General features: G+C 63.8%; 13 protein-coding genes. 7 read left to right on the top strand and 6 right to left on the bottom strand.

Annotation, left to right across the window (positions count from 1 at the left end; genetic code table 11):
* The first annotated feature begins 2 nt into the window (after nucleotides 1–2).
* The 4 genes from ASF32_RS17825 to ASF32_RS17810 all read left to right on the top strand — a co-directional run bounded on the left by ASF32_RS17825 (nucleotide 3) and on the right by ASF32_RS17810 (nucleotide 3,899).
* Nucleotides 3–776 carry a PIG-L family deacetylase gene (locus ASF32_RS17825; RefSeq protein ID WP_056431328.1) on the top strand — a complete coding sequence of 258 codons (774 nt, stop codon included), beginning with the start codon at nucleotides 3–5 and terminating at the stop codon, nucleotides 774–776.
* Entirely contained in the window at nucleotides 760–1,416 is a 657-nt protein-coding gene (locus ASF32_RS17820; RefSeq protein WP_056431325.1) for a uracil-DNA glycosylase, read from the top strand. The genes ASF32_RS17825 and ASF32_RS17820 overlap by 17 nt, the downstream gene beginning before the upstream one ends.
* Before the next feature lie 125 nt (nucleotides 1,417–1,541).
* Nucleotides 1,542–2,600: a lysylphosphatidylglycerol synthase domain-containing protein gene (locus ASF32_RS17815; RefSeq protein WP_056431322.1), complete on the top strand. Its 1,059-nt coding sequence runs from the start codon at nucleotides 1,542–1,544 to the stop codon at nucleotides 2,598–2,600.
* 30 nt (nucleotides 2,601–2,630) lie between these two features.
* Nucleotides 2,631–3,899, top strand: coding sequence for an ATP-binding protein (locus ASF32_RS17810; RefSeq protein WP_056431320.1), 1,269 nt, complete (start codon nucleotides 2,631–2,633; stop codon nucleotides 3,897–3,899).
* 10 nt (nucleotides 3,900–3,909) lie between these two features.
* On the opposite strand, the gene ASF32_RS17805 is transcribed toward ASF32_RS17810, so the two are convergent.
* Nucleotides 3,910–4,164 carry a hypothetical protein gene (locus ASF32_RS17805; protein ID WP_056431317.1) on the bottom strand — a complete coding sequence of 85 codons (255 nt, stop codon included), beginning with the start codon at nucleotides 4,162–4,164 and terminating at the stop codon, nucleotides 3,910–3,912.
* Nucleotides 4,165–4,272: 108 nt separating this feature from the next.
* Between ASF32_RS17805 and ASF32_RS17800 the strand changes: the two genes are divergently transcribed.
* The 3 genes from ASF32_RS17800 to ASF32_RS17790 all read left to right on the top strand — a co-directional run bounded on the left by ASF32_RS17800 (nucleotide 4,273) and on the right by ASF32_RS17790 (nucleotide 8,506).
* A complete protein-coding gene (locus ASF32_RS17800; RefSeq protein WP_056431314.1) occupies nucleotides 4,273–6,750 on the top strand; it encodes a heavy metal translocating P-type ATPase in 2,478 nt (825 codons plus the stop codon).
* Nucleotides 6,747–7,196, top strand: coding sequence for a Cu(I)-responsive transcriptional regulator (cueR, locus tag ASF32_RS17795; RefSeq protein ID WP_056431311.1), 450 nt, complete (start codon nucleotides 6,747–6,749; stop codon nucleotides 7,194–7,196). Before ASF32_RS17800 ends, cueR begins: the two co-directional genes overlap by 4 nt.
* A gap of 140 nt (nucleotides 7,197–7,336) precedes the next feature.
* Complete coding sequence (locus ASF32_RS17790) at nucleotides 7,337–8,506, top strand: M20 aminoacylase family protein (RefSeq protein ID WP_056431308.1); 1,170 nt, start codon at nucleotides 7,337–7,339, stop codon at nucleotides 8,504–8,506.
* Nucleotides 8,507–8,570: 64 nt separating this feature from the next.
* Here the strand turns inward: ASF32_RS17790 and ASF32_RS17785 are convergent, their stop codons facing one another.
* The 5 genes from ASF32_RS17785 to rbfA all read right to left on the bottom strand — a co-directional run bounded on the left by ASF32_RS17785 (nucleotide 8,571) and on the right by rbfA (nucleotide 13,045).
* Nucleotides 8,571–9,149, bottom strand: coding sequence for a TadE/TadG family type IV pilus assembly protein (locus ASF32_RS17785; RefSeq protein WP_056431305.1), 579 nt, complete (start codon nucleotides 9,147–9,149; stop codon nucleotides 8,571–8,573).
* Nucleotides 9,149–9,733 carry a TadE/TadG family type IV pilus assembly protein gene (locus ASF32_RS17780; RefSeq protein ID WP_056431301.1) on the bottom strand — a complete coding sequence of 195 codons (585 nt, stop codon included), beginning with the start codon at nucleotides 9,731–9,733 and terminating at the stop codon, nucleotides 9,149–9,151. Before ASF32_RS17780 ends, ASF32_RS17785 begins: the two co-directional genes overlap by 1 nt.
* Nucleotides 9,730–11,271: a TadE/TadG family type IV pilus assembly protein gene (locus ASF32_RS17775; protein ID WP_056431297.1), complete on the bottom strand. Its 1,542-nt coding sequence runs from the start codon at nucleotides 11,269–11,271 to the stop codon at nucleotides 9,730–9,732. Before ASF32_RS17775 ends, ASF32_RS17780 begins: the two co-directional genes overlap by 4 nt.
* Nucleotides 11,272–11,452: 181 nt before the next feature.
* Nucleotides 11,453–12,478, bottom strand: coding sequence for a tRNA pseudouridine(55) synthase TruB (truB, locus tag ASF32_RS17770; protein ID WP_056431293.1), 1,026 nt, complete (start codon nucleotides 12,476–12,478; stop codon nucleotides 11,453–11,455).
* A gap of 141 nt (nucleotides 12,479–12,619) precedes the next feature.
* Complete coding sequence (rbfA, locus tag ASF32_RS17765) at nucleotides 12,620–13,045, bottom strand: 30S ribosome-binding factor RbfA (protein WP_056431290.1); 426 nt, start codon at nucleotides 13,043–13,045, stop codon at nucleotides 12,620–12,622.
* Nucleotides 13,046–13,062: the final 17 nt, after the last annotated feature.

Below are 13,062 nucleotides of genomic sequence, written 5' to 3'. Positions count from 1 at the left end.
CCATGCCCGTCGCCCTCGCACTCTCGCCTCATCTCGATGACGCCGCCTTCTCCTGTGGCGGCACTCTGGCGACGCTGGCCGATGCCGGCTGGACGATCGTAATGGCGACGATCTTCACCGCCTCCGTCCCCGATCCCAAAGGCTTCGCGCTCGCTTGCCAGACCGACAAGGGTCTAGGTCCGGAGGTCGACTACATGTCGCTTCGGCGGGCCGAGGATCGACGAGCAACAGAGGCGCTCGGCATCGCTCCTCCTTTGCATCTCCCGTTCCGCGAGGCCCCCCATCGCGGTTACGGCGCGCCCGCCGACCTTTTTGCCGCTCCAAGGGATGACGATGACATCGTCGGTGCGCTCACCGATGCGGTCTCCGCCCTTATCAAAGACGTGTCGCCCGATCTCATATTCGCCCCTCAATCCGTGGGCGGCCATGTCGATCACGTCCAGCTAGTCCGGGCCATTGGTCAAGTGGCGGGGGATGCGCCCATCCTGTGGTGGCGGGATTTCCCCTACACGGTGCGTCATACGCAGCCGCAGGAGCCGTTTGGGGCCCGCTTCGCCAAATTGCCCGAGCACGCGGTTCACTATTGTGCGAGCGCGGAAGAGAAGAAGGCGCTCGCCTGCGCTGCCTACGCCACCCAACTCGGATACCAGTTCGGCGGCGTCGAGGGTCTGCTGCGTCGGCTCGCAGATGAGGCACGGTCAGAGCGGTTCCGACTCGCGGGCGTGCTCCCCTTGCAAGCCGCCGTGTTGTTCGAGGATCATGCTACCGTTTCCTGAACCGACCCGGCCCAGGAGCTTGGCCAATCCGGAGCAGGTCGCTATCCGCCGCTCACTCCTGGAGGCTGATCGCTTCATTCCCCTGCGCCGCCTGGCGCACTCGATCGCCATCGAACGATCGGCGGAGGTGCCGGATCCCGATCCGCTCGATGGCGGTACGGAAGCACGGCTCCTCCTTCTCCTCGAAACACCGGGCCCCGGCATCGGCCGTACCGGCTTCGTCTCCCGTGACAACTCCACCGGGACCGCTGCCAACCTGTTCCGCTTCATGGCGGAGGCTGGCATCGCTCGGCGCGAGAGCCTCATCTGGAACGCAGTACCCTGGGTCATCCACGCGCCGGGAGCCGTCAACCGTGCTCCGCGGAAAGCCGAGATTGCGACGGCCACCACCTATCTCTCTCCCCTCATCGAGTTGCTTCCGGCGCTCGAGGTCGTTGTCCTCGCCGGCCGTGTCGCTGGTCTGTCGCGTGAAACGCTCCGGCGCCTGCGGCCGGCGATACCGCTCATCGCCGTCCCGCATCCGAGCCCAACCTACGTCTGCACGTCGCCAGCGGTCGCCCAACGGATCGCTCTCGGGCTTAGCGAGGCAGCTGCGATCCTGCGGGGGATCTCTTCGTCACCAACTCAAGAGGGCAGATGACTGGCCTTCCGGACACAAAGACCCTAAATGCCGGGTCACGGGCCGCGGTCCGGCAAAAGCTCGGTCCCGTTCCACGCCGCCGTCGAGGTTGGTCGGGAAGGCCGGCGGAGGCGGACGCCGACGACATGAATTTTGCGGGAGAGCATCAGCGGCGCGCCGAATCCGAGGCGGCCAGCGCCTTGGCGACGTCCGAGGCCGAAGATTGCGCGCCGCCCGTGCCCAAGCGCTCCTACAAGAACCGATACGCCTGGCTGGGCACCGCTGCCAGCATCGTCATCTTCGCCGTGTCGCTCGGCGTGCTGTGGAAGCTCTCTCAGCAGGTCACCTGGGCCGAATTGCACGCGGCTTTGACGGCGGCGACCGGGGAACAGCTCGGCCTGGCCTTCCTGTTCGTCGGGGTGAGCTATCTCTTCCTCACCTGCTACGACGCTCTCGCACTCCGCCAACTCAAGATCAAAGTCCCCTACAGGACGACCGCGCTCGCCTCGTTTACCAGCTACGCCGTGAGCTTCACCCTGGGGTTCCCCCTCCTGACAGCGGGGACGATCCGCTATTGGATCTACTCGAAGAAGGGGTTGAGTGCGTCGAAGATCGCGGCGCTCACCGTTATCGCCGGCTTTACGTTCTGGCTTGGCATGGGCGTCGTCCTTGGGCTCAGTCTCGTCGCCGAGGCCGGGCAATTAGCGGCGCTGACCTTTACCAGCATACGCCTCAACCAGGGCGTTGGCTTCGCGGCCCTGCTCATGGTGTTCGGCTATCTCGGCTGGGTCTCGCTCAAGCGCCGCCACGTGAGGGTGAAAGGCTGGTCCCTGGAGCTTCCCGGCGCGACGGTGTCCATGAGCCAGATGGTGGTGGGCATCGGCGATGTCTGCGCGGCAGCGGCCACGCTCTACGTCCTGCTTCCGGCGGGTTCGACCATCGGTTTCACGACCTTCGTCGGCGTCTACGTGCTAGCGGCCATGCTCGGTATCGCCTCGAACGCACCGGGCGGGCTCGGCGTGTTCGAGGCCACGATCCTCCTCGCCCTGTCGAGCCTGCCACGGGATCAGGTCCTCGGCTCGCTGCTGCTGTTTCGGGTTTGCTACTACCTCGTTCCCTTCGTCGTCGCCCTGGCGATGCTTGGATTCTACGAGATCGTCCGGCGTATGCGCGAATCGTCGCCTTCAGCGTCCGACGAGTCCTGAGCAATGTCTCCAATCCTGGAACGCTAAGCGATGGCCCGGGGCGCGCGAAGATCGGCCTGGATCGGCGCAGGGATCGCCGTCGCGATCACGACCTCGGCCGCTTCCCTCAAAGGTGATCTCGATGTCATTACTATCGCCTTTGGAGCGGCTGCCATCGCCGCCGGTGGCCTTGCCGGCAGTCTGAGCCGGCCCCGAACAGTCGCTCTCCCGGAGAGAACCGCTCGCCAGCGGCATTCCATCGCCGAAGCCCTGCTGGCGAACATCCCCGATCCGGTGATCCTCGTGGATCGGCGCAGCGTGGTCATCGAAGTCAATCCGGCTGCGCGTACGCTGCTGCCGGCATTGAAGGTCAAGCACCCGCTTTCCTTCGCCTTGAGAGCCCCAGACGTACTGGACGGGATCGAAGAGGTGCTCCGCACGGGCGCCCCGCTGAAGACGCTCTACACGACGCGTGTGCCGACGGAGCGGGCCTTCGAGGTTCAGATCGGTGCGCTGCCCATGCCGGACGGGCCGGGGGGCGGACAGCCCAACGTGGTCCTGTTCCTTCGCGATCTCACAGCGGCGCGTCGCCTCGAGGCGATGCGCGTCGATTTCGTCGCCAATGCCAGCCACGAGCTTCGCACGCCGCTCGCCTCACTTCTGGGTTTCATCGAGACCCTGCAGGGGCCAGCCAAAGGCGATGCACCCGCAAGGGAGAAATTCCTGGGCATCATGAAGACCCAGGCACAGCGCATGGCGCGCCTTGTCGATGACCTGCTTTCGCTCTCTCGTATCGAGCTGCGCGAGCACGTTCCGCCGACACAGATCGTCGATCTCGGTCAGATCGCGCGGCAGATGGTGGATATGCAGGGGCCGCTGGCGCGCGAGCGCGGCGTGACCATCACCCTCGACGCGCCGGACGCCGCCTATCCGGTTCTAGGAGAGCGCGACGAACTCACTCGCGTGGTCGAAAATCTTGTAGAGAATGCGGTCAAGTACGGCGGCGGCAACGTGGTGGTCGGCCTCGAACGGACCTTGCGCTCGGCATTCGGAAAACCACTGATCGCACTGAGCGTGAAAGACGACGGACCCGGCATCGCGCCCGAGCATATTCCCCGCCTGACCGAACGGTTCTACCGGGTCGATGTCGCATCGAGCCGCCAGAAGGGCGGGACAGGCCTCGGCCTCGCCATCGTCAAGCATATCGTCAATCGCCACAGCGGCAGGCTCGTCATCGAGAGCGAACTCGACCGGGGCACGACCGTCCGTGCCCTGCTCCCGGAACAGCCATCGACCGGAGGAGCGTCGACGACCGGATGATCCGGGTCGGTCAGTTCCGGCTGGTGCCGAGGCGCCTATATTGCGCCTCGATGATGGCCTTCAGCACAGGCAGGAAAGGGGAGGGGCTCAAGCGCTGGTCGACGGCACGGTCGAGCATGCTGAGAGCGGCCACCTGCTTCGCCGGGCCGGGAAACGTCGCGAGATAGGTCTCGATACAGGCATTCGCCTCTGCCTCACCCGCCGGGATGTCGGAGGTGATCAGCGCGCTCAGGGTTCGCATGCAGGTGTCGAGAGGCTGTATCATCGCCTCCCTATGACAAGGAAACGCCCCGGACGCCATGCACACGCGACGTGATGAGCCATGCGTCGCAGCCTTGACCTTCCCACGATGGGAAGCCCCACATAGTCGTGCATGGATAACGTGATCGCTCCCCCGAAGCAGCGTCCCGGCACGGGACGTCGTCTCACTCTTCCCGTTACCGGCATGAGCTGCGCGTCCTGCGTCGGCCGCGTCGAACGGGTGCTCGCCGCACTTCCCGGCGTATCGGAAGTGTCCGTCAATCTCGCCACCGGACGGGCCAGCCTCATCCTCCACGGCGACCCTGCCCATGCCGTGGCTGCCATCGGAAAGGCCGGTTACGAGGTGCCGGAGGCGGTGACGGAGTTGTCTGTCCGTGGCTTGTCCTGCGCCTCATGCGTCGGTCGCGTGGAGCGCGCGCTTCACGCCGTCGCCGGTGTGACGATGGCCAACGTGAACCTCGCCACCGGGCGGGCGACTGTTCGCCATGCTGACGGCGTCGTCACGATCGCGGATCTCGTCGAAGCGGTTAACGCTGCTGGTTACGACGCGTCGGGCGTCGAGAACGGGGGAGGGGACGCGCAGGCGAACCGGCACGAGCGTGAGACCATCGGCCTTCGGCGGGATCTCATCCTCTCAGTCGTGCTGTCGGCGCCCATCGTCATCCTCGACATGGGAGGACATCTGCTCCCTGGCTTCGGCGACGCGATCCATGCCCATTTCGGAGACGCAGACGGAATGGTGCAGGCCGTTCTGGCGACGCTCGTCCTGGCGTGGCCGGGGCGGCGCTTTTTCCGTCGAGGGATTCCCGCTCTATTGAACGGTCATCCCGATATGAACGCCCTCGTCGCTCTCGGGTCGGGAGCGGCCTATGTCTACTCCCTGGTTTCGGTCCTCGCTCCCCAGATTCTGCCGCCGGGAACGGCGCATCTGTACTTCGAGGCCTCCGTTCTCATCGTCACCCTGATTCTCCTCGGCCGCGTCCTTGAGGCCCGCGCAAAGGGGCGCACGGGGGCGGCGATCGCACGCCTCGTCGCCCTGGCGCCTTCCACGGCCCGAATCGTGCGGGACGGCCGCGAGGACGACATTCCCCTGGCTGACTTGCGGCTCGGCGATATCGTTCGAGTCCGCCCGGGGGAACGTGTGGCTGCGGATGGAGTGGTTGTAGCGGGTAGGAGCTTCGTCGATGAGAGCATGATCACCGGCGAGCCGGTGCCCGTGGCGAAGGACGAAGGCGACCGCACGGTGGGCGGCACGCTGAACACCAATGGCAGCCTCGATCTGCGCGTCGACACGATCGGCGCGCAAACGGTGCTGGCGCAGATTGTAACAATGGTCCAGGCGGCGCAGGGCACCAAGCTTCCGATCCAGGCTCTCGTCGACCGGGTGACGGGTTGGTTCGTCCCGGCGGTTCTCGGCGCTGCGTTGGTGACGTTCCTGGCGTGGCTGGCATTCGGACCGAGCCCCGCCCACGGCTTCGCCCTCGTGAACGCCATCGCCGTTCTGATCATTGCCTGCCCCTGCGCCATGGGGTTGGCGACGCCGACCTCGATCATGGTCGGCACGGGGCGTGCGGCAGAACTGGGTGTGCTGTTCCGCAACGGTGCCGCCTTGCAGGCTCTCCGCGACGCCAAGGTCGTCGCCTTCGACAAGACCGGGACGCTCACCGAGGGTAAGCCCGCACTCACCGACTTCGTGGTGGCTCCGGGCTTCGAGGCGGATACAGTGCTGGGACTTGCAGCATCCGTCGAATCCCGCTCGGAGCATCCGGTCGCGCGCAGCATCGTCGATGCGGCTCTGAAGCGGGGCCTGACTCTTATTCCCCCAGATCGATTCGAGGCTTTACCCGGCCACGGTGTCGAGGGGAGCGTCGACGGGCGGAAAGTCATCGTCGGTGCGCGACGCCATATGGACAAGCTGGGCATCTCCGTGGCCGATCTGGCGGAAGCTGCATCCCGGCTGGAGGGTACGGGGAAAAGCCCCCTCTACGTCGCTGTCGAGGGACGGATCGCCGCCCTCGTCGCCGTATCCGACCCTATCAAGGCAGGTGCAGCCGAGGCCGTCTCGGCGCTCAAGGCACAAGGTCTGGTCGTCGCCATGGTGACGGGTGATGCGCGGGGAGCTGCCAGCGGCGTCGCGGCAAGGCTCGGGATCACCGAGGTCGCCGCCGAAGTGCTCCCCGGCGGTAAGGTCGAGGCCGTGCAAGCCTTGCGGGCCCGGTTCGGACCTGTGGCTTTCGTGGGGGATGGTATCAACGATGCGCCAGCCCTCGCCGAAGCCGAGATCGGCATTGCCATCGGGACCGGTACCGACATTGCCGTGGAGAGCGCCGACGTGGTGCTGATGGCGGGTGCTCTATCCGGCATCGTCTCCGCCATTGCGCTCTCGCGTGCAGTGATGCGCAACCTCGCGCAGAACCTGTTCTGGGCTTTCGCCTACAATGTGGCCCTGATCCCGGTTGCGGCGGGCCTGCTTTACGTTTTCGGCGGACCCCTGCTGTCGCCGGTTCTGGCCGCGGGCGCCATGGCACTGTCGAGCGTATTCGTCCTCGCCAACGCCCTTCGCCTCCGGCATGCCGGAGATCGGGGATGAGCGGTTCCGTCACCATCGGCGAGGCGGCGAAGGCCACGGGCGTCTCGGCCAAGATGATCCGGTATTATGAGGAGACCGGCCTCCTGCCACCGGCAGACAGGACGGCCTCCGGTTACCGGCTCTATGCCGAGAACGACTTGCACACCTTGCGCTTTGTGCGCCGATCCCGTGATCTCGGCTTTTCCGTTGAGGATATCGCCGGCCTCCTCGCCCTTTGGCAGGATCGCGGACGTGCCAGCGCCCAGGTGAAGGCCCTGGCCGTGCAGCATCTGACGGATCTGCGTCGCCGCATCGGCGAGTTGGAGGCGATGGCTCGCACCCTGACGTCGCTTGCGGATCATTGCAGCGGTGATTCCCGGCCGGATTGCCCCATTCTCGATGACCTCGCCGCAGAGCATTCGCAACAGTCACGACGCCCTCGCCGGACGAAGCCGCTCTCCCGCTAGCCCCTGGCGCCACGTTCTGCACATGATCAGTCGGCCGTAGCCTTTTAAATCGATCTAAATGGCCTCGCCTTTGCTGGGATGCGCTATGGTCGGGAGGCTCTGCCCGAGACGAGCCAAGACGCGCGAAGAGACGTGACACCATGCCCATCGTCGACCGGATCGCAGCTCTGGCGGATGAGATCACCGCATGGCGGCACGACCTCCACGCCCATCCGGAGCTGCAATACGACGTCCATCGCACTGCCGGCTTCGTCGCCGACAAGCTGCGGGATTTCGGCTGTGACGAGATTGCCACCGGCATCGGCCGCACCGGGGTCGTCGGCCTCATCCGGGGCCGGTCGCACGGTTCGAACCGTGCCATCGGCCTGCGGGCAGACATGGACGCGCTGCCGATCCAGGAGGTGCGGGATCTGGCCTATCGTTCCACCGCGCCGGGGCGGATGCATGCCTGTGGCCACGATGGCCATACCGCGATGCTTCTCGGCGCTGCCAAGTACCTCGCCGAGACCCGTGATTTCGACGGGACCGCAGTGATGATCTTCCAGCCTGCGGAAGAGGGCGGCGGCGGCGGCGAAGCTATGGTCCGAGACGGGATGATGGAGCGTTTCGGCGTCGAGACCGTCTATGGCCTGCATAATATTCCGGGCCTGGAACTCGGCCGTTTCGCGATCCGTCCCGGCCCGATCATGGCGTCCACCGACCGCTTCACCATCACGATCGAAGGGCGCGGCGGCCATGCCGCGCAACCGCATCTCGCCATCGACAGCGTTCTCGTGGCGAGCCATGTCGTGATCGCACTGCAATCGGTGGTCGCGCGTAGCATCAACCCGCTGGAAAGTGGCGTGGTGTCGGTCTGTGCCCTCGAAGCCGGCGATGCCTTCAACGTACTACCCCAGCAGGTGACCATGCGGGGCACCATGCGCGCGCTTTCGAAGACGGTGCGCGCCACCATGCAGGAGCGCATCGGCGCCATCGTGGCGAACACCGCCGCCGCCTACGGTGCCACCGCCCGCGTCGATTACAGCGGCGGATATCCGGTGACCGAGAACCACCCGGCCGAAGCGGATTTCATCGCCGACGTGGCGGCGGGCATCGTAGGCGAGGAACGAGTGGAGCGTGATGTCGCGCCGATGATGGCGGCGGAGGATTTCTCCTACATGCTGGCTCACCGGCCCGGCGCCTATATCTTCATGGGCAATGGTGACAGCGCAGGCCTCCACCATCCGCATTATGATTTCAATGATGCCGCCATTCCGTACGGCGCCTCGCTCTGGGCTCGGGTAATCGAGACGGCGCTGCCGGCTCGCTGATCGTCGTCCTGATTGTCTCGGAGACAGCAGGCCGTCGCAGCCGCCACGGACTGCGATTGATCTGTCACGTTGCGGGGCAGGGCACGCCACCGGGGAGTATGATCTCCTTCCCGTTGGTGGCGCGAATTGGCCAAGTCACTTCTTTCTCGAACGAGAAGGATGTCAACGCCGGAAAGACAGGAAAGACAGGCTTATAGGAGATCGTCATCTTTGCGATGACATAGCGAGCCCGCTTCATAGCTTCCGATGGGGGTGGCGCACCAAGGATCGTGGAAGCTGCATATTTCGGGGCGTTGACCGCCGTGCTCGAGCAGACCTTGGCTATGAGGGATCCGTCGTTCTGCTGGTAGACGCCTGCCGCCGTGAGGACGATCTTTGCTCCGCTGGCGTCGTAGGGCGCCATGATGTTGCGGCCAAGTTTATAGACGCCCTCTATCTCCGTCGTGGTCAATGTCGTTCGGGAGATCAGATCCGCCATGGAACGCGCGGCGCGATTGGCATGCTGTCCTGTCGTGTAAGCACGCGGCAACTCGATCGAACCCATGAAAAGCAGAATCATCACGGGGGCGATGAGGGCGAATTCCATGGCGGAAACGCCCGACTGGTCGGTGATCATCCGTCGACACTGAATGATCGCCCGCATCAATTCGCCTGACATTTTCCCTGCGCGTATGGCTCCGCGCGAAAGACCACCATCGAACGGATCATTTGCTCGTTGTTGGGGAGAGGCGGCAGCATCAGCTTCGACGTTGGAAAATAGCGAGGTATCGCCGCGATCGCGCAGATCGTCACGATGTCGTCTCCGTTGGGACACTCGAACTTCTTTCCGAAGCCCGTCGCTATCGACTGGCTCACATTATCGTAGGGCGAGCAGGTCACGAGGGTGTTGCTGCTCCCCGTGGCAGTGACCTCGATCTTGATCTTGTCCGTGCTGCAGTCGAACAGCGTGGCACCTCTACACATTTCCTGAATGAGCCGGATCGCTGGACTACTACTGTTGGATCCTTGCTGAAACGTGCCGGTGAAGACGGCCCGCGCCGCCCGATCGAGGGCGTTGTCGAACGAGATCTGGGCGACCATCAACATGGCGCCTTCGATCAACGCACCGAGCAGCATGAAGAACGGAACACCGACGATCCCGAACTCGACCGCCGTTACGCCGCGACGATTGCCTGGAAAATCACGGAATGAGCGCGAAAGCAGGCGGGACGGCCAGCGGATCCTCATCGCGAAATCCGCATCTCGCTCATCTGCGACCCAATAGCCCTGAAGGCGTCGGTCAGCGTCGCGGAATTCTGGACATCGTAGAACTTGTCGGTGCCGCTCGCACAGTTGCGGAGGATGTCGCTGGCCCCTTCAGTGACCTCGACGCGGACCGTAAAGATGGTGATGCCCGCATTCTTTATGTTCGTGCAAAGGGTTGAGAGCCGTGCATTCATGGCCGCCGTCCGGGTCGCGGTCGTGTTGGCATTGGTCCACATACGATTCTGCCAGCTGAAGCCGAGGCCAGAATAGATCGATGCATTCGCGGACGAGCTGACAGAGGAGGCGTTCTGTCCGTCCGTCATCAGGATCACGAACTTCCGAGTGTTCTTTTCGTCATACGGCACACCCTCCGCGAAGGGGCCGTTCGGCGACAGCAGATGCCATCCCCAGACCAGACCCATAGCGATGTTCGTATCGCCGACGATGGTCATCGCGTTGATCGCGTTGGTGAGCGTAGATTGTGACGTGGTGAGACGCGTGATGGGCTGGAGCTCGCATCCGGAATTGGGCCCGTAGCGATAGGGGACGGTGTCGCTGATCCGGCCCTTTTGTAAGATGGGATTCCTGAAATATTTTATGATCTGGCCCTGCCGCGTCCGATGGTCGGCCACTGTCGATGTGGTCGTGTAGTCGCTCATGTAATCGTTGACGGCTTTCCGGTCGTTATCGGATTCATCGGGTGCGAAGAAGGGCACGAACAGGGTATTGGGATTGGCGATCGACGGCGGTGTATCCTGAACGTCGTAGGGCGCTGGCCTGCTCTCGACGCACCCGCCCCAAGCGACCCCCATTTGGCGGAAAAGGGTCAGGCGGTTCGCCGAGGAGACAAAGATATCCGAGTGATAGGAGGCCTTCGCATCCTTATCGAGCCATGACTGGGTTGCATTCGATGGACCGACATTCACGGTCATCGAGAACGGGACGATTCCGATTTTCAGGGCGTTGGGCTTAGCGGGATCGGCCTCTCTGAACAGACTCGTGACAAGGTCGTTAGCGGCTGCCTTCAAGTTGGTGATCTTCGAACCGCTCATCGATCCGGTATTGTCGAGAACGAGGGCGATCTCGAGATTGCCCGATCCGCGTATACCTGCTGCCGTGACTGAGACAGGGAAGGAATTATAGCCCGCGATCCTGGTCACGCTGGTCGGGCTCTTGGCCATGACCGAAACGGTGATCGTATTCTCCACCCGTGCAACACTGATCTTCGTGTCGGCGTCCACCAACCTGGGAGCGGCAGCCCTGATCTGGTTCTCGGCCCTGGTCTGAAGCTCGACAGTTGTCGTAGCCACTGGGAGCTTGAGCAGCGAGATAACTGTTGAATCGGCGGCATCCTGAAGACCCTGTTGGGCCATCGAATTCACGCCGTAATCGATTACCAATCCCGACAGCATCAGCAGGGGAACAGCGAGCAGGCCGAAGAAAATGGCGATCGCACCGTTGGTATCCCGGCGGAAGCGCGTCAGCAGGATCGTTGCAGAATGTTCGCTTCGGCTCGTCATAGAGCCACGCGTAGAACGAACTTTCTAATGGAAAAGTAAATCTCTCCCGCCAACGGCTGTCGGCGAGAGATAAGGATATGTGAGCGTCAACAACTCGTAAGTTAAACGGAAGAATTTGAGCCCGTCGATACAATCGGCGCTCGATAAGATACTACTATCGGTAGCAGTGCTTCTGCCTATTTCACGACTGACGCGCGGTACCACCAAGGTGGAAAACGCGGTGCGGGACGAGTTCACCGCGCTCGACATCGCCTACGGCCACGAGGATGCCGCCGCAGGTCGCAAAGGCCTTGCCTTCCGTGGGGGCATCTTGTCCCCGCAGCAGGACGGGTTGGCCCCGCATGAGCCGTAACGCCATGTCCCGTGAGACGGCCACCGAAACGACCGCATCGAGCGCAGTCTCCACCGGACGGAGATGTGCGGCGTTTCCATCCGGTCCGCCCTCTTCGAGGGTGGCGACGAGGCAGGACTCAGCCTCCGCGAAGGGCCCGACGCGCGTACGGCGCAAGGCGGAGACATGCCCGTAGCAGCCGAGCACCCGGCCGAGATCGCGGGCGATGGCGCGCACATAGGTGCCCTTGCCGCACTCTGCCGCGATGATCGTGCGATCGGGGGTATGTTCCACCACGGAGAGATGGTCGATCTGGACCGGACGCGCCACGAGCTCCACCACTTCGCCGTCGCGAGCGAGATCGTAGGCACGTTCACCGGCGATCTTGATCGCCGAGTAGCGCGGTGGCACCTGCTCGATGGCTCCGACGAAGGCGGGCAGCGCGGCCTCTACGAGCGCGTGGTCCGGCCGTGTGTCGCTTGTCGCAACCGGACGGCCTTCCGCATCGTCGGTATCCGTCTCGATGCCCCAGGTCACGGTGAAGATGTAGGCCTTGCGGCCATCCATGACGAAGGGGACGGTCTTGGTCGCCTCGCCGAGGGCGATAGGCAGGATGCCGGAGGCTAATGGATCGAGCGTGCCGGCATGGCCCGCCTTTTTCGCATTGAAGGCACGCTTCACCACCGCGACCGCATGGGTCGAGGTCATTCCGACGCCTTTGTCCAGGATGACCCAACCGTTCACATCGCGACGCTTGGGCCTGTCGGAGGCTTGGCCGCGCTGTTGGCGGCGACCCTGTGAGGGTCTTTCCTCGCCGGAACGGTGGGGCGAGGGAGTGGCGACGTCGGGATTCTCGATCGTCGGATCGTTGATCATGATGTCCTCGTCGGCGGCGCGATGGAAGCGGCAGCTTTGGCAGCTCCGTAATCCCTATCGACGCCAGGGTCAGTTCTTGATGGGGTGTAACGCGAGGCGTCCGCTTTCCGGGTCTAATGAACCTCGTCGAGATGGCCGAACCTACGCGCCTGCGTCTGGCTCGTCCGCATCGCGCGGCTGCGATTCGAGATCGCGCCGCACCTTCTCGGACCTGAGAAGGGCGTCGATCCGATCCGCTTCGTCGAAGGTCTCGTCTCGCAGGAAGCGTAGATCGGGCGCAAATTTCAAATTCACCCGGCGGGCAACTTCCTGACGCAGTGCTTTCTTGTTGCGTTCAAGAGCCGCGATGACCGGTTTCTCGTCGAGGCCGCCGAGCGGCATGATGTAGGCCGTGGCGATCTTGAGATCGGGCGACATACGCACTTCCGGCACGGTGATGACATGCGAGCCCAGGACAGGATCCTGGATGTCGCCGCGCTGCAGCACTTCTGCGATGGCGTGGCGGATAAGTTCGGCCACGCGCTGCTGGCGCTGCGAAGGACCACTAGGATTGGGTTTCTGAGCCATTGTCGCTTGGGTCTCGG

The organism is Methylobacterium sp. Leaf91 (assembly GCF_001422815.1).
Classification (GTDB): Bacteria; Pseudomonadota; Alphaproteobacteria; order Rhizobiales; family Beijerinckiaceae; genus Methylobacterium.
The sequence above is the reverse complement of the archived record's forward strand: the minus strand, read 5'-3'. Positions and strand labels throughout refer to the sequence as shown.